Origin of the sequence: Engelhardtia mirabilis (assembly GCF_007748095.1) — a bacterium.
Classification (GTDB): domain Bacteria; phylum Planctomycetota; class UBA1135; order UBA1135.
Window position 1 is genome coordinate 809197 of the sequence record NZ_CP036287.1, and the last position, 25156, is coordinate 834352.

Annotated in this window: 18 protein-coding genes; 6 read left to right on the forward strand and 12 right to left on the reverse strand. The window is 70.9% G+C overall.

What is annotated here, in order from left to right; all coding sequences use genetic code 11:
* Positions 1-71: 71 nt before the first annotated feature.
* Positions 72-1400, reverse strand: a complete 1329-nt coding sequence (locus tag Pla133_RS02990; protein ID WP_145062289.1) for a right-handed parallel beta-helix repeat-containing protein — start codon at positions 1398-1400, stop codon at positions 72-74.
* A 639-nt stretch (positions 1401-2039) separates the two neighbouring features.
* Between Pla133_RS02990 and Pla133_RS02995 the strand changes: the two genes are divergently transcribed.
* Both Pla133_RS02995 and Pla133_RS03000 read left to right on the forward strand, forming a co-directional pair.
* Complete coding sequence (locus tag Pla133_RS02995; RefSeq protein WP_145062291.1) at positions 2040-2957, forward strand: sugar phosphate isomerase/epimerase family protein; 918 nt, start codon at positions 2040-2042, stop codon at positions 2955-2957.
* Complete coding sequence (locus Pla133_RS03000) at positions 2954-4921, forward strand: hypothetical protein (protein WP_419195419.1); 1968 nt, start codon at positions 2954-2956, stop codon at positions 4919-4921. Before Pla133_RS02995 ends, Pla133_RS03000 begins: the two co-directional genes overlap by 4 nt.
* Positions 4922-5106: 185 nt before the next feature.
* Here the strand turns inward: Pla133_RS03000 and Pla133_RS03005 are convergent, their stop codons facing one another.
* The 5 genes from Pla133_RS03005 to Pla133_RS03025 form a co-directional block, all read right to left on the reverse strand.
* A complete protein-coding gene (locus Pla133_RS03005) occupies positions 5107-5955 on the reverse strand; it encodes a carboxypeptidase-like regulatory domain-containing protein (RefSeq protein WP_145062295.1) in 849 nt (282 codons plus the stop codon).
* Positions 5956-6713: 758 nt separating this feature from the next.
* Positions 6714-7031, reverse strand: a complete 318-nt coding sequence (locus Pla133_RS03010; protein WP_145062296.1) for a hypothetical protein — start codon at positions 7029-7031, stop codon at positions 6714-6716.
* A 151-nt stretch (positions 7032-7182) separates the two neighbouring features.
* Positions 7183-8661 carry a hypothetical protein gene (locus Pla133_RS03015; RefSeq protein WP_145062298.1) on the reverse strand — a complete coding sequence of 493 codons (1479 nt, stop codon included), beginning with the start codon at positions 8659-8661 and terminating at the stop codon, positions 7183-7185.
* A gap of 548 nt (positions 8662-9209) precedes the next feature.
* Entirely contained in the window at positions 9210-9503 is a 294-nt protein-coding gene (locus tag Pla133_RS03020; RefSeq protein WP_419195420.1) for a hypothetical protein, read from the reverse strand.
* A 902-nt stretch (positions 9504-10405) separates the two neighbouring features.
* Positions 10406-10822 carry a hypothetical protein gene (locus tag Pla133_RS03025; RefSeq protein WP_145062302.1) on the reverse strand — a complete coding sequence of 139 codons (417 nt, stop codon included), beginning with the start codon at positions 10820-10822 and terminating at the stop codon, positions 10406-10408.
* A gap of 534 nt (positions 10823-11356) precedes the next feature.
* Here Pla133_RS03025 and Pla133_RS03030 point away from each other — a divergent pair.
* Complete coding sequence (locus Pla133_RS03030) at positions 11357-11968, forward strand: SRPBCC family protein (RefSeq protein ID WP_145062304.1); 612 nt, start codon at positions 11357-11359, stop codon at positions 11966-11968.
* Between the two features lie 27 nt (positions 11969-11995).
* On the opposite strand, the gene Pla133_RS03035 is transcribed toward Pla133_RS03030, so the two are convergent.
* A complete protein-coding gene (locus Pla133_RS03035; RefSeq protein ID WP_145062306.1) occupies positions 11996-13516 on the reverse strand; it encodes a M28 family peptidase in 1521 nt (506 codons plus the stop codon).
* A gap of 234 nt (positions 13517-13750) precedes the next feature.
* Positions 13751-14704: a c-type cytochrome domain-containing protein gene (locus Pla133_RS03040; protein ID WP_419192068.1), complete on the reverse strand. Its 954-nt coding sequence runs from the start codon at positions 14702-14704 to the stop codon at positions 13751-13753.
* Between the two features lie 287 nt (positions 14705-14991).
* Here Pla133_RS03040 and Pla133_RS03045 point away from each other — a divergent pair, with 287 nt between their 5' ends.
* From Pla133_RS03045 to Pla133_RS03055, 3 genes are all read left to right on the forward strand, one after another.
* A complete protein-coding gene (locus tag Pla133_RS03045) occupies positions 14992-16572 on the forward strand; it encodes an MBL fold metallo-hydrolase (RefSeq protein WP_145062310.1) in 1581 nt (526 codons plus the stop codon).
* Positions 16573-16908: 336 nt separating this feature from the next.
* The gene (locus Pla133_RS03050) at positions 16909-18030 is read left to right on the forward strand and encodes a MauE/DoxX family redox-associated membrane protein (RefSeq protein WP_145062312.1); all 1122 of its coding nucleotides are present in this window, start codon (positions 16909-16911) and stop codon (positions 18028-18030) included.
* On the forward strand, positions 18027-19133 hold the full coding sequence (locus Pla133_RS03055) for a M14 family metallopeptidase (protein WP_145062314.1): 1107 nt from the start codon (positions 18027-18029) through the stop codon (positions 19131-19133). Before Pla133_RS03050 ends, Pla133_RS03055 begins: the two co-directional genes overlap by 4 nt.
* Positions 19134-19158: 25 nt before the next feature.
* On the opposite strand, the gene Pla133_RS03060 is transcribed toward Pla133_RS03055, so the two are convergent.
* The 4 genes from Pla133_RS03060 to Pla133_RS03075 form a co-directional block, all read right to left on the reverse strand.
* Positions 19159-19377 carry a type II toxin-antitoxin system antitoxin gene (locus Pla133_RS03060; RefSeq protein WP_145062316.1) on the reverse strand — a complete coding sequence of 73 codons (219 nt, stop codon included), beginning with the start codon at positions 19375-19377 and terminating at the stop codon, positions 19159-19161.
* 11 nt (positions 19378-19388) lie between these two features.
* Positions 19389-20285: an SPFH domain-containing protein gene (locus Pla133_RS03065; RefSeq protein ID WP_145062318.1), complete on the reverse strand. Its 897-nt coding sequence runs from the start codon at positions 20283-20285 to the stop codon at positions 19389-19391.
* A 213-nt stretch (positions 20286-20498) separates the two neighbouring features.
* Complete coding sequence (locus Pla133_RS03070) at positions 20499-23819, reverse strand: hypothetical protein (RefSeq protein WP_145062319.1); 3321 nt, start codon at positions 23817-23819, stop codon at positions 20499-20501.
* A complete protein-coding gene (locus tag Pla133_RS03075; RefSeq protein WP_145062321.1) occupies positions 23816-25144 on the reverse strand; it encodes a metallophosphoesterase family protein in 1329 nt (442 codons plus the stop codon). The genes Pla133_RS03070 and Pla133_RS03075 overlap by 4 nt, the downstream gene beginning before the upstream one ends.
* Positions 25145-25156 lie beyond the last annotated feature (12 nt).

Below are 25156 nucleotides of genomic sequence, written 5' to 3' on the forward strand. Positions count from 1 at the left end.
GTCGGATCGGCGCCCGAAGGCGGGCGCCGCGGTCGTCGTCGCGGGGCGCGGCACACCGCACCCGGTACGTGTCACAGGCCCTGCTCGAGCACGGTCAGGGCCGAGGGGCTGGCGAGGGTCAGGGCGCCGGACGCGGCCTCGAGCACGACCGCCTGCATGGGCAGGGTCGCGCCGCCGAAGCCGATCGCCTGGGTCGGGACCGGGACCGCCTGGATCGTCGTGCCGGACCCATCGAGCTGCCAGGGCCCGAGCACGATCGGCACGTCCGCCAGCACCAGGGGCGCCGGCTGACCGCCGAGGTCGAGCCAGGTGGCGCCGCCAGAGGCCACGGCCAGCACCAGGTCGCCCGGCGCGCCCGCGAAGTTGAGCCGTGCATCGGTCCCGCCGCGCACCGGCGAGTTGACGAAGAAGGTCCGCGCGTCGCCGGCCAGCTCGGTCACCGAGTGGGGTTTCTGGGGCGTGAGCGTGATCGGCTGGCCCGGGCTGCCCGCCGGCGCACACCAGGCCCCGCCGCCGCCGCCGGGCGTCGAGACCTGGTCGCGCACGGTCAGCACACTGCTGTAGGTGGCGGTGAATTCGGGGTTGTAGCTCTCGACGTAGATGCCGCTGCCGCCGTTGCCCCCGTAGCCGCAATTCTTGGTGCCGAACAGCGTGTCGTAGTCGACGTCGGCCCAACCGCCGTAGCCACCGTGGGTCTCGACCCCGGCCACCAATGCGTGGGTGGCCGACATCCGCAGCCCGTGACCGCCGATTGCCCCGTCCCAGGACTCGCCCAGGGGCGAGCTGGCGCCGTGGCCACCGGTCAGGACGCTGTCGACGACCGCGACGTTCGTGGCGAAACTGTCCACGCCGCTGCCACCTCCGAAGGGGTAGCCGAAGCTCCCCAAGTTCTTGCCGTTGCCGCCGCTCGCCTCGCAGCGTGCGATGACGACTTCCTTGCAGCGGTCGAGGCGAATTCCATGGTGCAGCGGCAGCACGCCGGTGAGGGGACCGTCGGACGCGGTCAGGGTGCAGTCCTCGATCCATAGGCTCCCCTCGCACGAAGAGGCGGACAGGCCCTGGGTGCCCGGGGTCCCGGTCTGCAGGCCGCGCAGCACCACGAGCTGGCCGGCGGGCAGGTTCGCGACCCGCCAGGTGCCGTCGACGTGGACCACCTGATCGGCGTCGGCGAGGACGGACAGGCCCTTGCCGTCGATCGCGAACGTCGCGTAGTCGCCGCCCCTGATCAGCACCACGTCACCCGGCGCAGCCACATCGACGGCCGGCTGAATGTCGAGGAAGTCGAAGCCGGGCGCCGCGGAGCCGTCGACGACCCAAACCTGGCCGGCGGCCGCGGTCGTGGCGAGGGCGATGGTGGCGAGGGCCGTGGTGAGGCTGGTGAGCACTACGGGAGCTTGCATTGGAATCGGCTAGAGCTGGCAGGGGGGAATGGGGTCGGCGCGGGCGGGAAGCCAGCCCGGTTGGTCGCCGCGGCGGGCGCGTTACGGGCGACCTTCGCTGGGAGTTGCGGTGGGGTCGGGAACGATCGGGTCGGCGACGTGCCCTGGGGGGGGCGGCAGGTCGCTCGAGAGCTCGGCGGTGACCGGTCGAAGGGGCGTGGCGGTTCCCTCGAGCGCGGGACTTGGGGGGATCGGGGCGGCCGTGGTCGACGGACCCGCGGAATCGGAGGTTTCGAGGATCACGGCCGCGACGATCGGCGCCGGGGGCCGAGGCGCGCGGCGCCCTGGCCGTCGATCTCCCAGCCGCGCAGGCTCACGCGCCCATCGGCGGGCAGGCTCTCGCTCCGGAGCCACGCGTCGACGGTCGCTCGGGCGCCCGCGACCGCCAGGGTAGCTGGCCCTGGCCGTCCCGGAGTTGCGCCGTCGGGGCTCCCGCCGCCGACGAGCACCGCGTCGCCCAGGGAAGCCGCGCTGTCTGCGGCGGCGACGGGTCGATGAGCCCCCATTCCCACCCGAGGCCGTCGATCGTGGGGGCGGCGCGCTGCGAGCGGCCCACGGCCCTCGGTCGACACCCGCCGCCCCGCCGGCCATGATCGCCCCATGCCCAGCCGACGCGACCTCCTGCGCGGCGCCCTCCTGTGCGCCGGTGCCCTGCCCCTCGCCGCCTGCGGTAGCACGCCCCAGCCGCCGGCGGGCGCGCCCCGCTACCGCATCTCCCTGGCCCAGTGGTCCCTGCACCGGGCGCTCCAGGGCGGCCGGCTCGACAACTTGGACTTTCCGCGCGTGGCGCGCGAGGACTACGGCATCGCGGGGGTGGAGTACGTCAACTCGTTCTTCCGTGACCGGGCCGAGGACCTGACCTATCTGGGTGAGCTGCGTACACGCGCGGAGGGGTCGGGCGTGCGCAGCCTGTTGATCATGGTCGATGGGGAGGGAGCCTTGGGGGCGCAGGACGACGCGGAGCGCGCGGCCGCGATCGCGAACCACCACCGCTGGATCCGCGCGAGCGCGTTCCTGGGTGGGCACTCGATCCGCGTCAACGCGGCCGGCAAGGGCGACCGCGACGAGCACTCCCGGCGCGCGGCGGACTCCCTGCACCAGTTGTGCGTGACCGGCGAGGAGTACGGCATCAGCGTGATCGTCGAGAACCACGGGGGCCCCAGCTCCGACGGCGCTTGGTTGGCCGAGACGATCCGGCGCGCGGATCACCCCGGCTGCGGCACCCTGCCCGACTTCGGCAACTTCGGCCTGGAGGACGGGACGCAGTACGACCGCTACCGCGGCGTGGCCGAGTTGATGCCCTACGCCAAGGCCGTCAGCGCCAAGAGCCACGACTTCGACGCCGCCGGCAACGAGGTCCACACCGACTACCGGCGCATGCTGGATCTCGTGGTGGCCTCGGGCTACGACGGCTGGATCGGCGTCGAGTACGAGGGCAAGTCGCTGAGCGAGCCCGACGGCATCCGCGCGACCAAGGCCCTGCTCGAGCGCGAGTTCGCGCGGATCGAGGGGGCGTGAGGGCTGCGGGAGCGATGGTGCGCGCGGCGCGCTGTGTGGCGCTCTGTGTGGTAGTGGCGTCGGTTCTGATGACCGGCCAGGCGCATGCGGCGCAACGGGAGATCGAACCCCTCGATCGCGGCTGGACCCATGTCGTGCTCGGAGGAGACGAGGCCACCGACGACTCCAGCCGCTGGACCCGGATCGACTTGCCGTTCGCCACCCTCGACCCGCGCGAACGAATCGTGCTGCGCCGTGAGTTGCGCGCGCCCGCGTCCCAGCGTGAGCGCCGAGCCCGCGTGCGGCTGTCGGCGGCCTCCGAGGTCGCGGAGGCCTTCCTCGACGGCGTGGCGCTCCGGGTGGAGGAACGCGGGTTCGACGTGATCCTGGAGTTGGGCAGCGACCTGTCCGACGGCGAGCGACACGAGCTCTTGGTCTTGTTCGGGTCGGGCGAGGGCGACCTTGCGACTGTCACGGGCGTGCCCACTGGCATCGCCGGCGGCGCCCGGATCGAGTACCTGGGGGAGCGCTTTCTCGAGCTGCGCAACGATCGCGAGACGCCGCCACTCGTTTGGAGCTGGCTCGATTCCGAAGCGCCCGTCCTGGAGCTGACTGTCGAAGTGGTCGAGCGCTTACCCGGCGCCGAGCCGCCGAGCCTGCGAGCGGTGTTGCTCGGCGAGGATCGAGCGGAACTCGCCAGTGCCGAGACCGTGGTGTCGCCGGACACGACCGCGCCCACGCCCGTGAGCCTGGCCCTCGCCGCGCCGAACATCGTGCCCTGGACGCCGGCGGACCCCCGGGTCTACGGCGTCGTCGTCGAGCTGAGCCGGGCTGGAGAGGTGGTCGACCGATGGAGCACGACCACCGCGCCCCGCAGGCCTCGGGACGGGGGCTACGTCGGCGGCAGCTACCAGGTCGGCTACGACCCGGCGTGCCTCGAGCCGGCCCTGAGCGACTCGCCACTCGCGCGTCTATCGGCCCGAGCCCTGCGCAGGGATGCGGTGCGCCTGGGTCAGCTGGGGGCCGCCGTCTGGATGAACGCGGCCTCCGTCGCCGATGAAGCCCTGCTCGTGGAGTGCGACCTACGAGGCATTGAAGTCGCTGTGGTCGCCTCCGAGGCGTTCCCGGTCGGGCGTCGCCGCGCGTTGGAAGCCTTGGCCCAGGCCCATCCGAGTGCCGTCATCGTGAACGAGCCACCCCTCGATCGCGATGGGCTGAGGACGCTGTTCGACCGCTTCGGCCCGACTCGGGCCGACCGCTCGGCCGCCGGCTCCGATCGTAGGGAGCACGCGCGCTTGTTCGTCGAGGCGGCCCGAACGGCGACGAGCTCGAGCCTCGTTCCCGATGCCCTCGAGATGGACGGCGGCGGCACCTTCACCTCCGATCGCCTGCCCACCTGGGCCTACCACCGCCTCCGCGCCGCGAGCGGCCAGCCCACGGCCTACGCCGCGGTCGACTGGGCCGAGCTGGAGCTCGGCGGCGAGCTGACCGTCTACTCCAGCGGAGACGCGGTCGAGGTCTTCGTGGACGGCGAGTCACTCGGGCGGCGTCGGCCCTGGCGCGGGGTCGCGACGTTCGAGCGCGCGCCGTCCGCCGCCGAACAGGTCCTTGTGCGCTCCTGGCGCGGCGGAACGGTGCACGCGGAACGGGTGCTCTTGCGGCCGGGAGCCCCGGCGCAGATCCTGCTCCTGGCCGACGAGCTCGGCATCCCCCTCTCGGCCATCGAGCACGACCAGATCTGGGTCCACGCCCTCGTGCTCGACGGGCAGGGCACGGTCTGCACCGACTTCGACGGCGAGGTCGTCGTCTCCCTGCTCGGCGGCGGCGAGATCGTCGGGAGCGGCCGCCCGCGGGCCGAGGGTGGCGTCGCCAGCGTCGTCCTGCGCGCCACCGGACCCGACCCGATCCAACTCGCCGCATCGGCGACCGCGGTCGACGAACGCCTCGACTCGAACCGGCTGACGGTCGTCCCCGACGGCTTCTAGCCGTCGCGCGGCACGAGCGACGCTCGGCTCGGCGGCTTCGCGCCACGCGAGAGGTCGTACAGCCTCGAGCTCGAGCCGAGCGCCCGGGGCCGCTCGCCGATTGGATGCTCGCGGGGGAACCCGTCGCCGACGCGGGGGCACGTGGCTCGATTTCCCGTGCCAGGGCTGCCCGCAGCGCGAGCGCCTCAGAGGTGGATGGTGAGATCGAGGACCTCGTTGGGGATGGGCACGAAGGGCGTCGTGACGTGCCCAGCCCCGTGCACCCGCACCACCGCCGTGGCACTCGGCGGAACGACCGGACCCACTCGCCAGACGAAGGTTCGAGGGTCCGATTCGCTGGCTTCGAGAGGTTCGATTCGCTGCATCGGGAAGGGGTTGGGTCCGTGCCTGTCGATGATCTCGTCGAAGATGACTTCCACCCGCCCCACCCGGTCGAGGTCGCCGACGAGGGTCAGGTTCACGGTGCACGTCTCGGCCGGAGTCATCTCCAATCGGACCCCGGTTGCGTCGCCTTCGGTGAGGTCCACCTCGACCGAGTGGGAGGGAGCGCTGGTGAGGGAGTCCACCCCGCTTCGATTCGAGTTCGGCGCGGCAACCGCCCCGAGCTGCATCGGTGGCAGGGACTCCAGGACGAAGGTCCCGTCCGCTGCGCTGGTGGTCTGTCTGAAGCTCGGACCAATGACGCGGTAGGGAGTCCCGTCGTGGTCACGCCGAGTGCCCCAGTAGTGTGCTTCGACGGGCGCGGAGGCGACCGGACGTCCCTCCGGGTCGGCGACCACCCCACGGATCGTCCGTGTCCCACGGAGCGCGTCGATGGAATGGGGCGTCGTGCCATGTACTTCGATCTCCTTCGGCGGCGGCCAGAGGTCCTCACCACCCCGCGCCTGGATCGTCACCAGGCCGTCGAACGGCAGCGAGATCGAGTAGAAGCCGTCTTCGTCCGACTCGTCTGCACGAAGGCGCTGACCTTGGTCCGCGGAGACCAAGATGTTCGGGACGGGGCCATCGAGACCGTTGACATAACCCTGGACCACTGCGACCTGATCCGCTTGCTCCCCGCCGGAGGCCTGGCGTGTTGCCGAGGGAGGGTCGGCTCTGCTCGCTCGTGCGTGAGCGTCAGCGTCCGAATCGACCTTGGCCTTGGTTTCCGCAGGGGCTTCTGATCCCAGCGCGGAGCGACCGACCTCGACGGCCGAAGTCAGTCCGACGAGAGCGGGGGTCCTCTCTCGACCGTCCGGGAGAGTTCTCGCTGACGCCGCACTCTTCTCGATGCCGAGGTTCGTGATGAACACGAGCGCTGCGATGATTGCCGCAGATGCGATCGCTCCGGCGGCAAGAGTGCTTCGGCGCATGGGTAGAGGTCCGTTCAAGAGGAGGGCGATCGAGTCTGGGAGCTTGCGGCGTTGCCGCATCCCGGTTCCGTAGGAGTGCGAGAACCGAACGAATAGACGCCAGTATTGAGTCGACCGAACTCGAAGAAACTTCTAGGCCAAGGCTTGGATCTGAGACGCCCCGCGACGTCCGGATCAGCCCATCGACGACTCGGAGCCCATCGGGACGACGCCACGGGAGCCATCGCAGGGGTTGGGCCCTCTGGCCATCGACACCGTGCCTGACACCGACGAGTCGTCGGCCTCCGGTTCGAGCTGGTGGGACCCGGTGCCAGGGCACCGATCGCGATCGGACCCGCTACGGCTCAGCGGAGGGGTCACCTGGAAAGTCGACTCGGCGGTGGATCGAACCGAGCTCGATCGGGGCAGCGCTTGCTGCTGCCGCGATCGAGCCCGATTGCTCAGCGCCTGATGGTGACCGTCAAGTCACGGCGCAGGTGGAAGCACACGCCGTTGTCGCGGCGGGCGTCGGTCAACAGGTAGCCGGATAGAGTCGCGCTCCCGCTGAAGCCGTCCGGTGCGCGCAGCTCGAGGTCCACCGCCCGGGTCTCGTCGGAGATGGCGACCGGCGGACCGGGCAGGTCGATCAGCACCTGCTCGAGGGCCCAGCCCTCGGGCAACGAGTCGGCGTCGAGCCAGACCCGCGCGGGGCCGGCCCCGTTGTTCCATTGGCCGCCGCCGGTTGCGGCGGGTGCGATCCACAGGTGCAGGCGCGCCACGCTGCGCTCGGGGTCGGCGTGCCCGGAACGCTCCTTTGGGCCAAGTGGATGAACACGGTCCAGCGCGAGCTCGAGAACCTTGCCCGCATCAGTCGTCTTGTTAGGGCCTCGGCCGCTACGGAGTCCCGCGCTCGGGGGGGGGCGTCATCGGCTATTGCCCACAGGCCTTCTCTACCGACTTGTACTCATGAAGGTCGCAGCAGGGCGCGCTACTCAGCAAGACGCCCTGGCAGCATACGTCGGACTGAGCGAGCTTGTAGGTGACGCTCGGATATAGCGGCACTGATATAAGCGAGATGCCGGCGATGCTGTGGTCCTGGTTGACCATGACGAACTTCACTGGGCCCTTCGAGCAGGGCAGGACGTCTTTTGCGATGGTCTTGCCCGATTCCAGCGTCGTTGTTACCGCCATCGTCGCCGTGCTCGTCGTGGCGCCACTCAACGTGCCTGTGAACTCTGAGCCGAGAGAGCCTTCGATGTCGACCAGGAATTTGGTGAGTCCACTACCCTTGAGGCCGAACTGGGCAGAGATGGTGTTGCTGATTCCAGCGGAAACCTTGACGTCGAAAGTTGACCCCTTGGAGATGGTGTATGTCGGACCGGAGTAGGTGTCGTCGCATGCCTTGTCACCTTCGCCGAGCGTCGTGCATGACTTGGTCATGTCAATCTCCGGGACCGAAGGGGTGGGCGGCCCCATTCCGCCATTCCCGGGCACGACGGGGCCAGAGTCAATCGGCGTGCCTACCAGAAAGCCGAGTTCGTCGAGATCGCCAACTACAGTCCACGAGCTCAGGCCGGGCACGCTCATCAGGAACGAGTTGTCGAGCACGTCGTAGTTGAAGCTGACTCCGGTGTGCTGGTACCACTGTGAAGCTTGCGAATCGAGCCTCCACCCCTTCAGCCAGCTATTATGGCCCTCGGGTTGGGCCTCGATTGCCTTGAACGTATCCCGCACGTCTGCCACGCCGTATGCGTCTACCGGAAGTGATTGCCGATACTCGATGATGAACGGCGTTGCTGATGTGTCGATCGGCATGCCGTTCAGATCGAACAGCGCGACATCGATTTGCATCTGCATGGAACTCCACCGAACGGACGCCAGGTCTCCTGACTTGTCCATCCCGCCGGCGCCGCGTGGGTGCTCGGTGAAGACAGCGGTGAACGCATCCGGGAGAAGTTGCGGCTGATAGTGGAGCGTGGTGTCACCCAGCAGAAGTGCGTTGTAGCCCTGCAAGAAGCTCGTGACTGCCTGCGCGGACGACCGCTCCTCAGAGTAGTCGCGGTATGCCTCCGCCACGAGCCATTGGGATTCACTGGGGTCTATCCATACCTCCTGGAAGTGGATGCCCTCTCCATCAACGCCAATCAGGGTCGGGACTAGAGCTCTCCCAGCCCACGGGACCACGATTGCGCCAGACCATTGGGTGTTCACCAGCGAGTACGGACTGTTGTGGCTCGTGGCGGGGAGCTCGGTCAGCCCACCATTCGGCTCCTCGACGTAGACCTTCGCGTTGGGCACGGCGGCCCCACGCTGGTCTTGAACCAGCACCTCGATGTAGGCTGCTCCGGTCGCTGCAACGACCGAATCACTGGACACCTGTGTTATTGCAAGCAGAAGCGTAAGTGCCATGTCATCTCCTCTAGTGGGCAGGTTCGAGTGCTCGCGCAGTCAAACGACGGTGCCGCCGCCGTCAGGGAAGAATTCTCTTCTAACTCATCTCTTTCTCCGTCTCGGGAGCCTTGCCCGAGTGCGCCGGCTCCATAGCTAGTGGAATCGCATTCTTGGGGCACGGGTGGCCTCGGTGTCGGTGTCAAGGGTTGAGTGTTCAAGCGGCCCATTCCGTCCAGCGCCGAGGGGGCGAGAGGTCGAAGAGGGGCGGAGCGCTCGTGCGTGCAGCCGAGGTTCGTTGAGGTACCGCTGCCAGGGGCAGAGCGTCGAGGAGATGTGGTTCATCTTGCTCTTATGGCTCCGCCCAGGGATCAGGTGCCCGTCGGCCTGGGCGCGCGCCTTGAACCTGATCAGGACCTCGCGCGCGGATTCCGGGCACCACTTCTCCTCGGTGACCCAGTTCTTCTTGGCATTGACCAAGCGCACCACGCACCGGCGCTCATCGTGGTTGTCGGCGACGAGGCGCGAGAGCTCTCCGTTGCGCAGCCCCGTCGGTGCCATGAACTCGATCAGGTCCAGTGCGAACTCACGCGAGGGCAGTGCGCCGCCCCCCCCAGTCCCCTGAGCCCCTCGGCCTTCGCGCGACGAATGAGCTCGAGCAACTCGTCGGGCTCGAAGAAGGGCATCTTCGGCGCGCTCTCGCGGATGGTCCTGGTTTCTTCTGGCCAGGCGATCTGGGCCGTCTTCGCGGCGGCTCTCAGGAGCTCGAGGTCGTGCCCTGCAACGGAGGACGGGGCTCGGCCGCCGGCGATGGCAGCGCCGATGAACCAGTTGATCTGCTCGACGGTGAGCCCCTCCGCCATCGGTGCGTTCGGCTCCCACGCGCGCATCAGAAACCTTGCAACGCGCTCGTATCCCGCGAGCGCGTACTCCCCCGGCAGACCCTCGCTGCCGCCTGCGCTCGATCGTGAGCGAGAGCGCGTCCTCGAGGGTCTCGACCTCGCCCACAGGGCGATCCCGCCTCAACCGAAGCCGAAGGTCGTCCCCATGCGGCGCCTCTTGAGTCTCTCGAGGGGGTCCAACGCGCCGTTTCCCGTCGACCGAGCACACCGCACGCCAGCGCCATCGGCCGGCAGACCAGACCGGTCGGATGCCCGTGAGTTCACGACGCCACCGATGCTTCGTCGCTCTGTCGTGCCTGCCGTTGTTCCCCATGGTGTGCTCCGAAGCGTAGCTGCGGGAGCCCAACGGCTTCTGATGGCCTGGGGAACAAGTGCTCCCTTCAACGCGTTGCGAAACATCGCTCGCATCGGTTGCAAGTCATTGCGCGCGAGCCGCTTCGCACAGCCTCTGCATTCGCCGGATGCTGTGCCACACGGGCACGCTGCGGCGGCAACCCGCTCACCCGGAGGCGATGTCCACCAGCAGGATCTTCCGGCCGCGGAAGTCGCGCAGGTCGACCACGGCGGAGCCGTCGATGGTCGGCAGGCGAAGGGCGGGGAAGGGCTCGGCCGTTGCGGCTTCGGGGACCGGCGCGTCGAGCGCGAGAGCTCCGGCGAGGGCGAAAGGGCGCGCAGGGTCGGGCCGATCTGGGCATCTCCGCGCGGGGGGGCGCTCTCGAGGCTACGGCGTCGCGCGGCGATTACGACCACGAGTGCCGGGCAAACGCGAGTTCCCTCCACAGGCCGAGTCTCGCCGTGAGCTGCGGGCCGGCGCCTCGAGCAGCTTGCCGCGCCCCCGGACCCAGGCTCGGCGTGGACGCGATCTAGAAGTCCAACACCTCCATTCCTCGCAGGGGCCAGCGGCGGAGCGAGGCGATCACTTCGTCATCGAGCCGCTCGCCCTCGTCCGCTCGCGCCAACGAGTCGCGCGTCAATCGGCCGATCTGCCTCATCTGCCGGAGGTCATCGAGCAGAAGCAGCAGCGACAGCTCTTGCGAGTCGTTCACCTGGACTTCCTCCAGTCTTCGCTCGACGCCTGGGGCGTTGATCCAGCGCGTGAGAGTCCCGTCGATCCAAAGGGATGTCTCGCTGGGGAGGTTCTCGAACGACTGATCGAAGCGCTGGAGTTCCACGCGGCCGTTCGCTCCTTCTCGGCTGAAGATGGAGTTCGTCAGGTCCGCGAACAGGAGCTGGGCGCTGCTCGCGAGGTGCACGTGGGCTCGGATGTACTGCCCAGCCATGAGCAGTTCCCCTCTCGTGAGCTCGGAGAAGGGTGATTCCGGCGCCTCGACCACTGGCTGGTCGGGTAGCGGCGTCAGTGTCTCTTCGACGACGGCCGTGTCCCTGCGAGGGACGACTCGAGTCGGCAGTTTCAGGTCCTCGGACACCACGGTCCTGGGGCGGCCGCCAAGAGGGTGGTCAGGAACTGCTGCTGGTCGGTCAACGGGTGGGACGGGCCTGCCGATGGCCCTGCCGGAGACGACGCCGCAGGCGAAGATCGCGACGCCAGCGAGGAGCTGGCGAAGGTTCACTGACCCGGCGTTCGATGCGTTGCCATTCGATCCCATGCTCGACTCCGACCTCGGGGACTCCGCCGCACAAGCCGCGCCGGCCGATCCGGGGGGGCATCACAGGCTGCGCAGCGCGATGCGGCTAGGTACCCCTGGGCTTCCGTCGTGGCTACGGGGCCAATCCGGATTCGCGGAGCCGGCTCTCGCCGGGAGGTGGGACATTCCGAGCGGGCCCGGGCGCGGGAGCGGCTAACCTGGCGCGCGATGAAGTGGGCCTGGGCGTTGGTGTTGTCGCTGTTGATCGTCGTCGCTGGCGTCGAGATCGCGGGGTACTTCTTGCCCTCGCGGCTGGACGTGGAGCGCGAGGCGGTGATCGCTGCGCCGGTCGATTCGCTCTACGCCAAGGTTGCGGACCTGCAGGGCTGGGAGGAGTGGTCGCCGATCCTGGCCATCGGCGACGACCTGGAGACCGGCGTCGCGTTCCTGGGCCCGCCGTCCGGGCTCGGCGCGCAGATGGAGGTGCGCTTCGGCGACGTGCTGAAGGTGCTCTTCACGGTGGTCGAGGCCGAGGAGCCCATCCGCTTCGCCCTCAACTCGCGCTCGGGCGATCCGAGCGATGACCTCCTGGCGGGCAGCGGCTTCGAGGGCTGGGACGAGTTCGACCTGGAGGCTCTGGACGCGAGCCGCACCCGCGTGCGCTGGCGTCGGACCAGCAGCGAGGTCGACTCCTATTGGCTGCGGGTGATCGACACGGTCGCGGCCAAGCCCCAGGTGGCGTCTCAGCTCGAGGCCGGCCTGGTCGCCCTGGCCAAGGCCTGCGGCGCACCCGATCCCGAAGTCACCGAGCCCGAGCCCGAGCGCGCGAGCGGGGACTGAAGGCCTCGGCCCGGGAGATCTGTGGGCTCAGCGCGGCCTGCCGTCCACGGACTCGACCGGCTCTAGAGTCAGACCGTCGGTGCGCTCGAGGATCCGCAGGGTCAGGCGCACGATGCGCTCGAGCTTGTCGAAGTCGATGCGCTCGGGGAGGTCCGTCGGCTTGTGGTAGTCGTCGTGCTCCCCGGAGGAGAGGTACAGCACGGGAATCCGCAGCTCGCTGGCGAAGCTGTAGTGGTCCGACGCGCGCCAGTAGGAGTCCTGGGACACGATGTCCTCGAAGCCCTCGGTGCCCGCCAGCTCCGGCGCCAGGGCGGCGAAGGGGTTGAAGGCGGCGTGCTCGGAGGTGGGGGTGACCCACAGGGTCGCGGGAGCGTCGCGGCCGATCATGTCCATGTTGTAGGCCGCGCGCGGAGCGAGGCCCGCGGGCAGGCGCGGGTCGCGGCACCACATGGCCGAGCCCCACAGCCCGCTCTCCTCGCCGGAGACCCACAGGAACAGCACCGATCGTCCGTAGGCTCCCCGCGCCACGATCGCTTCGGCCAGGGCCAGGAGGCCGACGGTTCCCGAGGCGTTGTCGTCGGCACCGGGGTAGACCACGCCCTCGGCGTCGGTGCCCAGGTGATCGAGGTGGGCACAGAGAACGAGGACCTGGCTGGCGAGTTCGGGGTCGGTCCCACGCAGCAGGCCGGCGACATTGGGCGCGCTGGCGTCCTTGCGCGTCACGGCGCGGCGCTCGGCCACCCGCAGGTCCAGTCGCGTGCCCGGCGCAGGCGCCGCGTCGAAGCCGAGGGAGCTCAGCATCCACGTGCCCACCTCGCGATCGACGAGCAGAACGGGTGCTCCGGTCCTGGCCTCCGGCGGCGCGCTGGTCGGGCTCGAGTAGCGCAACTTGCCCAAGCGCTCGAGGGAATCGGCGTAGCGCTCGGCGTAGGGCTCGCGCTCGTACTCGTTGCCCGGAGTGACCAGCACACCTGCCGCGCCCGCGTCGACCAGCCGTCGAATCGCGCCCGTGGTGCCGCGCCCGCTCTCGAACATCAGGGCCCAGGAACCGGTCAAGTCGCCGACCTCGTCGATGACCGAACGGGACCCGTCGCCAACGGCGACGACACCTGCGTCCACGTCGACGTCGATCAGGTCCGAGCCACTGCGAAGGTAGGCGCCGTCGCCGAGCTGCAAGGTGCGCTGACCCTCCGGTGCGGTGATCGAGATCGAACAACGCTCGACGTCGAGCTGCAGGCCGCTCAGGTCGAAGCGGTTTTGGTAACCGTCGGTCGTGCCGGGTTCGATCCCGAGTCGACGCAGGCGCGCTTCCACGTAGCGCGCGGCGAGCTCGAGCTCGGGGCTGGGGGTGCCGCGGCCACCGAGGGCCGGTCCGGCCAGAAAGTCCATGTCGGCGCGAATGGCGCGGTCGTTCACGGACTCGAGAGCCCGCTCCAGTGGGGTCGCAGAGGTGTGCGCGACGCTCTGCGGAGCGGCAGCGAGGTCCTGGGCTGCGGTCGGAGCGAAGAACAGGGCTGCGAGCAGGGGGAGCGAGGGGGCGGTGAGCATGGTCGAGGTTGATTGGGGCGGGGCTGGGCTGGGCTGGGCTGGGCTGGGCTGGGCTGGGCTGGGGGGCGGCGCTGCTGTCGGGCCGGCAGAGGCGCGGTGGCTCGGTCACGGGGCGGCGCAAACGTCGGACGGGGTTTCCTCCCGTGGACTCGCCCTTGGACCATCCCTAGCCCCCACCCACCCTGGGGACGGACGGGGCCGCCCGTGGTTACACCACAGACCGCCGAAAATCGATCACTCCTGGGCCGGCTGACCGTCCGCGGGCCAGCGCACGCCTGCATCGATCCAGGCGCGCAGCACGTCGACCTGCACCGAGTTCAACGGCGGCCCCTCGGAGGGCATGTGGTCTTCGTGGTCGATCGGTAGCACCACCCGTTCGATGATCGGACTGCCGGAGCCGTCGCCCGGGAAGGCCGCATAGCCGACATCGACGATCGCCGCTCGAGTGTCGAGGCGCAGGTCGCCCTTCTCCTTGCGTGGCCCGTGGCATTCGACGCAGCGGCTGCCGAGCACTGCGCGGGCCGCCACCGCCAGGGCCTCCGGATCGTCCGGGACGGAGAGCAGCGCGGCCGGTGGCGACGAGTGGGCCGGGTCGACCAGGGCGGGTTGCGGTGCGATCGGAGCTGCGCTCGCCCTGGAGTCGCTCGCGGGTTCGGACCCTTCGGACGAGTCAGCTTGCGCCTGCGCGCCGTAGAGCGCCCGGCGCAGGGGCCCGGTGATGTGGTCGGAGCCGTGCACGATCGCGCCGCCTTGGTGCCCCGCGAGCGACACCGCCATGGCGGCGAGCAGCAGCAGGGTGCGGTAGAGGCGGCGAGCGCCGAGGCTCGGCCTCACCGCCGTCATCGCGCCCGGCAAGAGCGCGAGCAGCGCCAGGCCGGCAACCGTGACGCCGGTCCATCGGTGCCAGAGCAGCGCTTCGGCCATCGAAGAGCCGAAGTTCTCCCGGTCCGCCAGGGTCCACCCGCTGGCAGCGGAGGCGGCTGCCCCGAGGGCGCCGAGGATCAAGCACGCCAGGGCCGTGCTGGACGGACGAGCCTCCTCGTCGCGAACCAGGCCGCGGATCGTCGCCCCCGTCTCGAACAGCGCGGCCGCCAGGATCAGGGCCACGGGAAAGTGCACGACCGCGACGTGCAGGGCCGCGAGCAGGTCGAGCCATGCGTCGAGGGGAGTTCCGGTCGGCGAATCCATGGTCGGCAGTCTAGTGTCCTGAATCCGAACTTCGGCGGGACCAGCCGGAGGCCGGGTCATCGCCGGCAAACGTGGGCCGACGACCCCTGCTTGCGGCAATGGTTGCAAGCGTGAGCGACATCGCCGGGAGTGGCCCGAGGTTGCTCGTGCTGCGGGGAGCTTCGGAGCCAGGACAGCCGTGACCCAGCCCAAGGGAAGGACGAGCGGCGCGCGTCGAGGTTGCAGGTGATCCGGCAGTAAGCTGCGGAACGGCCGGCACCCCGACGGCCTGCCAGGACCCGCTCACCTTGAAGCGACGACGACCCACCCCCTTCCGCCCGACGGCCCAGGCGCCGCTCGAGGCCCTGCGTCCGTCGGCGGCGGTGCTGCTCACCCGTGGCCTGGGGCCCGAGCTCGAGGTCTACCTGGTCCATCGCTCACCCAAGTTGCGCGCCTTTCCGGACACCTGGGCCCTGCCCGGCGGCGTGGTGGACGAGGTCGACGGCGATCCCGCCCTTGGCGACCTGGACGTCTTCCGGCGCTGCGCGCTGCGCGAGCTGTTCGAGGAGACGGGAGTCGCCGGTCCTGGGCTGGCCCGGTCGATCGGCGATCCGGGGCGTCGCGATGCCCTGCGCCGCTCACTGGTCCAGGGGCAGGATGAGCGGGACGGGATTCCGCACCCCACCGCTCCGGCGCAGTGGGCGCGGTTGGTGTCCTCGGTCGACGACGCGCTCCAGGGGCTCGAGCCGTTCTGCTGGACGGTCACACCGAATTTTCTGCCGCGCCGCTACCGCGCGCTCTACGTCCACTTGGAACTGCCCGTCGGCGAGCAGCCGACGATCCACCCGGGCGAGCTCGAGGGCGGGGACTTCATGCGCCCTGCGGACGTCTGGCAACGCTGGCTCGCGGGCGAGATCAAGCTCGTCCCGCCGATCGTGTTCCTGCTCGAGTCCCTGCGCCGATCGGGCGGCGACCTGGAGCGCGCGAAGCGGGCCTGCGAGGCGCGCAGCGCCGCCGTGGATCGCGGCGCCCTGCACGTGGTGAGGCCCGTGCCCGGGATCGCCGTGGCGCCCCTCGCCACGCCGACGATTCCGCCCGCGACGACGACCAACTGCGTGCTGGTGGGGGAGCAGCGCGTGTGGATCGTCGATCCGGCGACCTACGACCACGACGAACGCGATCGGCTCCTGGCCCACCTGTCGGAGCTGCGCGGCAGCGGCGTGCAGCTCGCCGGCGTGCTGGTCACCCACCACCATCGCGACCACGTCGGCTCGGTCGGCGCCGTGGCGGACGTCTTCGGTCTGACCGTTCGCGCCCACGCGCGCACCCTCGAGCGCCTGCCCGCCGGCGATTGGCCGCGCGAGGCGATCGTGGATGGCGAGCGCATCGACCTCGGCACCGCGCCCGATGGGAGCCCCGATTGGCACCTGCGCGCGCTGCATACGCCGGGGCACGATCTCGGCCACCTGGTCTTCCGCGAGAGCCGCTACGGCACGGTGGTGGCCGGCGATCTGGTGTCGACCCTCTCGACGATCGTGATCGATCCGCCCGAGGGGCACCTGGCGACCTACATCGAGAGCATCCAACGGGTGCTCGGCGAGGATCCCGGCGCGATCATCCCCGCCCACGGTGGTGTCGCCCACGACGGAGCGCGCCTGCTCGAAGGCTTCCTGCGCCATCGCCGTCAGCGGGAGGCCAAGCTGCTGCGGGCCCTGGACGAGGGCGGCGCGAGCTCGGAGGAGGAGCTGGTCGGGAGCGTCTACGACGACGCACCCGAGGGCCTGCGCGCGCTGGCTGCACGATCGCTGGCGGCGGGGCTGGAGAAGTTGCAGGAGGAGGGGCGGGCGCAGGGCGACGGGGCCGGGCGCTGGACGCTCGTCCGAGGATAGGGCCCCCGCAGATGGGCTCGGCCGCGAGGGGCAGGCGACGGGAGGTGGGCCGAATGCGGCTCCGGCGGCGGGTTCCATGGCGTCGCTGACGACCCGGCCGGTCCGTCGACGACCAGCGCGAGCGCTCGAATCGACTTCCAACGGGGCCCGTTAACCACCGCGGGCCCCCGCCCGCCCATTCAGGGGGACGGATGGGAGCCGCTTGGGTTACGCCTCATCTGGTGATTTTTCGCCCTCCAGAGCTCGCCACAGTCGGCGCTCACCGACCGACCCCACCCGTCGTATACGCTCCCCGACTCGCCCCGCCGGATCTTCGACCCACCGCGTTGTTCCCCCATGAGTGACTCACCCGCCGCCGACGGCCCCCGGCTCCGGCCCCTTGCTCTTCTGGCCCTCGCCTTGGCGTCGGTTTGGATCCTGACTGGAGCGCTCTTCAAGCTGCTCCAGGGCTCGCCCGCCCTGCTGCCGAAGTTCATGCACGAGTTGCCGATCTCGGTGACCACGCTCTACCCCCTGGTGATCGGCATCGAGCTGGCGATCGTGGGCTTCGCCTGGCTGCGGCCGCGCCAGGGTTGGGCGCTGATCGCGCTGCAGTACCTGGCCTTCTTCGGCGTGCTGGGGATCCAGATCGCCCGCGGCGAGGAGTCCTGCGGCTGCATGGGCAAGAACGTGAGCCTGGCGCCGACGACCATGTTGGCGATCGACGGCACCTTGTTCGCGTTGCTGCTGATCTCGCGGCCCTGGTCGGGGCTCGGGCGCTTCGTGATGCCCCTGCCGGTGGCCGCGATCGCGGCCATCGCGCTCTTCGCCCTGCCACACTTCGTGGGGCGCGGGCAGGCGATGGACCCCAGCCAGGTCCGGGCCATGCGCGAGGGCGCCTCGGGTGCCGGCATCGACAAGAGTCCCACGGCGGATCCCGATGGCGCCGCAAGCCGCTCCCAGGACGAGGCGCAACAGATGGCGAGCGCCGAACCCGCGCCTGGATCGGCGAGCTCAGAAGCCGCGACCACGCACGGCGCGACCCAACCGCAAGCCCCGGCCCCGTCGCCCGTCGAGGATGTCGACGAGGTCGTCGCGCCCGCGCAGGGCTGGACGATCATCGCGCCCGAGGACTGGGTCGGTAAGGACGTCTTCGACATCGACCTGGCCCAGTGGGTGGACGTCGCGAGCCTGCCCCTCGACGGCACCTGGATCCTGTACCGCACGACCTGCGAGCACTGCCGCGACCACCTGATCGACGTGACCAACGCCGACGACGGCTCTGAGCTGATCGGCTTGATCCGGGTGCCCGATCCCGGCGACTCGCCGGAGAACCGAATCGTCCACATCATGCCCCAGGGCGGTCACGTGATGCACGTGGAGCTGCCCCGCGGCGTCGAGTACGTGGTCACCACGCCGGCCGACGCCGAGATCATGGGCGGCGTGGTGCAGGCGGCGCGCGAAGGCATCGAGTATTGAAGGCCAAGGACGTGGCCATCGACGACGACGGCGTGTTCAGCGCCAACTACGCCCAGGCGAGGCAGCGTTTTCTCGAGCTGGCAGCAGCCGCCACCATGCCGGTGGCGAGCTTCGAGCACCCCCTGCGCGGGCGGGAGGGCGAGGTCCTCGCGACCGACATCGTTCGATCGGGCCCGCCGGATGCGACGCGGGCCCTGGTCGTGACCAGCGCCACCCACGGGGTCGAGGGCCTGTGCGGGTCGGGCATCCAGTGCGCGCTGCTCGCCGACCAGTTCGCGGCTCGACTCCCCGACGGGGTCGCGCTCGTACTGGTGCACGCCCTGAACCCGTTCGGCTTCTCGTGGCTGCGCCGCACCAACGAGGACAACGTCGACCTGAACCGCAACGGCCGTGACTTCGGCCGGGCGCTCGAGCCCAACCCGGCCTACGAAGAGGTGCACGCGCTGCTCGTCCCCGGCGATTGGGGCGGCCCCGAGTTCGCCGCGGCCGAGCTGAAGATCGAGGCCTACAAGCGCGAGCGGGGCGAGCGGGCCTGGCAGGCGGCGGTGAGTGGTGGTCAGTACACCCACCCCGATGGCCTCTTCTACGGCGGGCGCGAGGCGAGCTGGTCGAACCGCACGATTCGCGCCCTGTGCCGCGAGCACCTGGCCGGCTTCGAGCAGGTCGGCGTGCTCGACCTCCACACCGGTCTGGGGCCCCGCGGGCACGGCGAGTTGATCTACGCGCGCGAGCCCGGGGACTCCGAGCATCGGCGTCTGATCGAGTGGCTCGGTGACGATGTCACCAGCGTCGCCGACGGCTCCTCGACCTCGGCGCCCGTGGTGGGGACGATCGACGCCCTGTTCCGCGCGGAGCTGGGCCAGGACCGCGTCACCTTCGCCGTGATCGAGTACGGCACCCTACCGATCGACGAGGTGCTCGCGGCCCTGCGGATGGACAACTGGGTACACCTGCACGGCCAGGTCGATTCGGAGCTCGGCCGGGAGGCCAAGCGCCGGATGGTCGCGGCATTCGTGGGCGAGGACCCCGCGTGGCGACGCAGCGTCGAGCAGCGCGCCCGATCGCTCGCCGAGCGCATGGCCGCCGGCTTGGCCGCGCTCTGAGGCCGGATCCGTCCCGCGGCCGGCCTCAGACTTCGGGGTCTTCCTCGGACTCCGCTTCGTCCGCGGGCGCTCCGTCGCCGCGACCGCGCCGACGCTCCACCGCGTCGCGCAGCAGGAACTCGATCTGGCCGTTGAGCGAGCGCAACTCCGTGTTGGCCCACCGCCGCAGCTCCGCGTGGAGCTTCGGCGGCAGGCGCAGCAGGAAGGCCTTGCGGTCCTGCTTGGAGTCCGGTCGATCGGCCAAGCTCGCGCCGGTCAGTTGTAGAGACTGCCGGTGTTCAGGACCGGCTGGGCGCTCTCCTGGCTGCAGAGCACGACCAACAGGTTGCCCACCAGGGTGGCGCGGCGCTCGTCGTCGAGCTCGACCACGTCGCCCGCTTTTAGCAGCTCGAGGGCATCCTGGACCATGCCCACGGCACCCTCCACGATCTGTCGCCGCGCCGCGATGATGGCCTGGGCCTGCTGGCGCTGGAGCATGGCCGAGGCGATCTCCGGCGCGTAGGCCAGGTGCGAGATGCGCGCCTCGACGACTTCCACGCCGGCGCGCTCGAGCCGCTCGCCCAGGGCCACTTGCAGCTCGCCCGTGACCTGTTCGGTGTCGCCGCGTAGGGAGACCACGTCCGCGGACGTGTCGTGCTCGTCGTAGGGGTGGCTGCTGGCGAGCTTGCGCACGGCCGCCTCGACCTGGATGTCGACGTACTCCTCGTAGTCCTCGACGTCGAACATGGCTTGGGCCGTGTCTGCGATGCGCCAGACCACCACGGCGCCGATCTCGATCGGGTTGCCGACCTGGTCGTTCACCTTGATTTTCTGGCTGGCCATGTTGTGGGCCTTGAGCGAGACCTTGTGCTTCGAGGTGAAGGGGTTGATCCACCAGAAGCCGTCGGTCCGCACCGTGCCCCGATAGCGACCGAAGAGCACCATCACCCGACTCATGTTCGGGTTGACGACGAAGAACCCGACCAGGGTGAGCAGGAAGCCCACCCCGCCCACGGCGGTGCCGAGCACGATCCAGCCCGTATTGCGGTTCGGGTCGAGCTGGGCGAGGGCCGTGATCAAGAGGGCCTCGGCGGCCACCAGACCGATCAGTACCGGCCAGCCGGACAGGGGGGAAAGGGAGCTCTCGGAGGAGCGGGGGCGGTTGTTTTCCATGGCGGTCTCGGTGGGGCGAGGTGAAGCCCCGGACTATCGGTGTGATATCACCGCGATTACGCCAGGGTGGTGGGTGCCCTTCTCACAATTCGCCTCCGGGGGGCTGGTCCGCCTCCTAAGCCCTTGTAGTTCTGGGGCTTGAGCCCGTGGCGCGGTGTCGGCGTTCGTACGGTGCCAGGCACCGAACCGCCGCCTACACCGCGCGGGCGGGGTTCAGTCGCTCGTGGCGGACTCGACCGCTTCGGCTCGCTCGAGGTCGACCTCGGCCTGCGGCGGCGCGGCGGCGCGGGGCAGGGAGCGCTCCAGATAGTCGCGCAGGTGGCTCGCCAGGTCCGTCGCCGAGGCCGGGTCGAGGTCGTCGCCGGCCGCTTCGCGTGCCCGCGAGTCCTGCTCGTCGAGGGGCAGGGGGTGGCGGCGGTCGATGTGGCCGCGTTCGCTGAGCCAGGCGTCGAGCTGCTCCCGCTTGGCCTTCTTGAAGCGCTTGGCGCGCTCGTCGCGTTCGGCGCCTTCGACCTCGAGGGCTTCGATCAGTGCCGCGGGGTCGCCGTCCAGGTCGACCAACAGCGACTCGAGGTTGTCGATGAAGACCTCGGAGACCTCGCCCGACGCCTCGAGTTCGGCGCGACCGATCTTGCGGCCGCGGCCGATGTGCCAGGCCTCGATCGCGGCCCGCGCCACGGCGACGCGGGCGCCGAGGCGCGTCGCACGTTGCTCGTCGCCCAACGCCCGCGCGGCGCCGCCGCTGCGCGCGAGCTGCTCCCACTGGCCCAGGCTCACGATGCCCTGGCGCAGGAGCACCGCCAGCCCCTCGAGGTCGTCGCTGAGCAGGTGGAACAGGTGCAGGCGTCCCGCGTCCTCGAAGGCCGCCGGCAGGTGCGCGCCGATCTCCGCGGCGTACTCGCGCGGCGACTTGCCGTCGGGCTTCGGCACCGATCGCGCCGGCGTCATGGCCAGCTCGACGGCCTCGGCCACCGGCCGCGCCACCTCCTGGGCGCGGTCGATGTGGACCACGCAGGGTTGCGGCTTGCCGGCCTCGCGGGCGATCTCGCGCCAGGCCACTTCGAGGGTCGGGTCGGCGCCCAGGTAGATCACCTGGCGATCGTCGGCGGCGATCTCGGCGATGGTCTCGACCATCGAGCGGATGCGCCCGGGATCGCTCATGGAGAAGACCTCGTCGAGCACGATCGGCAGGCGCTCGGCGCCCTCGCCAGTCTCGGCGAAGGCGATCCGCAGGGACAGCAAGAGCTGCATGCGCGTGCCGTCGGAGAGCTGCTCCAGGCCACGACGCACGCCGTCGACCACGTCCAAGGCCGCGAACTCGGGCTCGGTACCGCCCGCGTTGTCGACCAACAGGTCGTAGCGTCGATGGGTGAAGCGCGCGAACAGGTCCGCCGCGCGGTCGAGCACGGCCGGCCGACTCTCGCGTTCGAACTCCTGTTCGACGTCGTCGAGCAGGAAGTCGGAGGCCAGGGCGTCGAAGCGCGCGTCGCGCGCCAGGGCCAGGTCCGAGCGGGCCTCGTCGCGCTGGGCCAGGGCCAACTCGAAGACGTCGTTGCGGCGCGCCTCCTCCAGCCGCGTGACGATGTCCTGGATCGAGTCGCGCAGGGTGTCGCGCCGCTCGGCGGAACGCATCAGCGCGTCCAGCCGCGGCTCGAAGCGCGCCTCGAGGGCGGCGTCCTCCAGCTCGGCCGGATCGATTCCGAGGGCGCGGGCGGCGGCCTGCGCGACCTCTTCCAGTCGCTCCAGGTCCTCGCGCCGGCGCCCCAGCTCGAGCTCCAGGTCGCGGCGCTTCTCGCTCCAGCGCTCGCGGTCCGCGGCGCGCAGGCCCAGCTCCTCGAGCCGCGCGACCAGCGTGGCGTAGCTCGGGGCGATCAGATCTCCAGCCGCCAACATTGCCACGGCGCCGTTGGTGGCGGCCTCGCGCGAAGTCGTCGCCGCGGCCAGGGAGCCGCGTTCCTCGGCGTGGCTCAGGCGCGCGTCGCGCCAGGCGACGCAGCGCCGCGTCCACTCGAGCAGCTCGAGCCCCGCCGCCTCCGGCCGCACGCCGACGCGCTCGGCCCACTCCGCCAGCTCGCGGTCGAGCTCCTCGCGCCGCGCGCTCAGGCGCGCGCGGTCGGTCGACAGGCGCGCACGCTCGTTGGCCGTGGCCTCGGCGCGGCGCAGGCGCTCGCGCTGCTCGCGCAGGGTGCTGACGCGGTCGCGCACGGGGTGCTGCTCCCACACCGCCGGCCGCTGCAGGCCGCGCGCGCGGAAGCTCTCGATGGCGCTCTCGCGCTGCACCCTTGCCGGCGTCGCCGACAGGCGGCGTTGCCACTCGGCGACCATCACCGCCAGGGCCATGCCCGCCAGCAGGGCGAACCAAGTGGAGAACAGGGCGGCCGCGGCCACGCTCGCCAGGGCCACGACACCGGCGGCTACGAGCACGCCCTGGGGCAGGGGCCGGTCGTCCACCGGCGCGGCCGCGAGCCAGTTCTCGAGGTCCTCGATCGAGCCGGCCAGGGTCTCGACGCTCACGTCGCCGGCGATCGCTTCGGGCTCGCCGATGGCGGCCAGTTGGGCTTCGACTGCCTCGACCTCGCGGCGCACCCGCTCGCGCTCGGTCCAGACCTCGTCCAGGTCACCGAAGGCCTCGATCGACGGCGGCGTGCCGGGCTCGTGCCCGAGCTCCTCGACGATCGACTCGAGCCGCGCCCGCGTGCGCTCGACCGCTTCGCGTGCGCGCCGCTCCTCGTCCTCGCGCTGGCGCAGGGACTCGAGGGTCACGCGCGCGGCGCTGAGGTTCGCGCTCGGCGGCAGGGGGCCCAGGGCGTCGATCGCGGTCAGGCGAGTGCGCACGTCCTCGAGTTGAGCCTCGCGCTCGGCGACTTCGCGGCGCACCGGCAGCAGCCGCTCGCGCGCGTCGCGCGCGCCCTCGATCGCGGCCCGGGTGGAGGCCAGCTCGCTCGCCGCGCGCTCCGCGGCCTCGACCTCGTCGCGCAGCTCCGACAGACGGTCTTCGTCGTCGGCCAGGTCGCGCAGGCCCTCCTCGACCCGTCGCAGTTGTTCCTTGGCCTCGCGCAGCTCCTGGGCCTCGTGCGCGCCGAAGCGCTGCCGGCGCGCGGCCTCGCCCAGGGCCTCGCGCACCGCCAAGAGGTCGAATCCACCGGCCATGGCGCGGCGCACCTCGGCCGCGAAGCGCGCCTCGGTGTCGCCGGCGGCGAGCAGGGCGCGCGCACCGATCGCGTAGCACTCCGCGCGCTCGCGCGTGGGCAGGTCGGGCCGCTTGACGAAGCTGCCGTTCAGGGTCCAGCGCACGCGCCCGCCGCGCTGTTGGGCGCGCAGCAGGCCGTCGACGGTCTCGAAGCGCCCGTCGAGCTCGGCGTGGCCGAGGTCGTCGTCGTGCTCGAACAGCACCTGTTCGAGGCAGCGGCGGAAGGTGCTCTTGCCCGACCCGTTGGGGCCCAGGAGCAGCACCACCGGCGCCGCGATGTCCTCGATCGTCAGGCCGTCGGGCAGGCCGGGGACGTCGCGGATCGAGAGCTGGCGGACCTTCACGCGTCACCCCCGTCCGCGGTGCCGCGGTTCTGGGCGAGCAGCGATTGCAGCGCCCGCCGCCCGCTGGCGACCAGGCGTCCGCGCAGGATCTCGTCGTCGTCGGGGCGAGCGAGTTCGTCCGGGAGCTGGCGCCAGGAAGCGTGGCGCGCCAGGTCGTCGGTCAATCGCTCGCGGGCCCGCGCGATCAGGCGCTGGCCCTCCTCGTCGCCTGATTCGAGCGCCATCAAGCGCCGCGCGAGCAGGCCCGGATAGCTCGAGTCGCCGGCCAGGCGGCGCAGGTCCACGGGGGCCGTGCTGCGGTCCTCGAAGGAGGTGATGAAGGTCGGGGTGACCTCGGCCGACAGTTCCTGGCCGATCAGCTCGCGGGTGGCCGCGCGCAGCTCGGTCCCGCGCTCCGTGTCGCCTTCGAGCACGACGCGCAGGGCCAGGGCGTCGACGCGCTCCAGCTCGTCGGCGGCGGCGGCCCGGAAGGCCGGCACGACCTCGCGCTCGAGCTGGCTGGCCAGGGCGTCGGCCAGGTCCGCGCCGGCGACGTCGGGCAGGCTGGAGACGTCGAGGGTCACCGTCTGGTAGCGCAGGGGCGCGAGTGGGACGTGCTTGAAGCGCAGGCTGTGCGGCCCCGCGACCTCGAGCAGCCAAGGTCCGTGGGGCCCGGGCTCGCCGGGATCGAGCCCGGCCACCGAACCGAGGTAGCCGATCGGCGCACCGCCGGCCAGGTCGTGGGGGCGATGCACGTGGCCGAGCACCCAGGCGTCGAGGCCGGCGTCCACCAGTTCGCCGCGGTTGACCGGCGCGTAGTTGCTGTCGCGCACGTCGAGGTCCGCGTGCAAGAGTCCGATCACGGCCTCGTCGCCCGGCCGCGCGCGTCGCCTGGGGAAGTCCGCCAGGGGCGAGTTGCGCTCCTCGCGACGTCGAAAGGACCAACCCCAGACGCGCACCGACGTTCCGCCCGCCGAGATCAGCGCCGACTGCCAGCGCTCCTCGCCCATCCCCAGGAGTTCGACCGCACCGATCCGCGCGGCCAGTCGGGGCAGGGCCTCGACGTCGTGGTTGCCGACCACCGCGATGACGCGGATCCCCGCGCCCACGAGGCGCGCGACGCCGCGCTCGAGGGCGGCGAAGGCGCGGAAGCGGTCCTCGATGCGTTCGACCACGTCGCCGGCCAGCAGCACGGCGGCCACCTTCTGCTCGAGAGCCAGGTCGACGGTGCGTTGCCAGGCGACCTCGGGGCCGAGGTCGGCGGGGTCGAGGCTGCTCTGGCGGGGGACGCGCGTCGGCCGGCGGCCGAGGTGCATGTCGCCGACGAGGACGAGGTTGACAGTCATGGATCGGGGCCG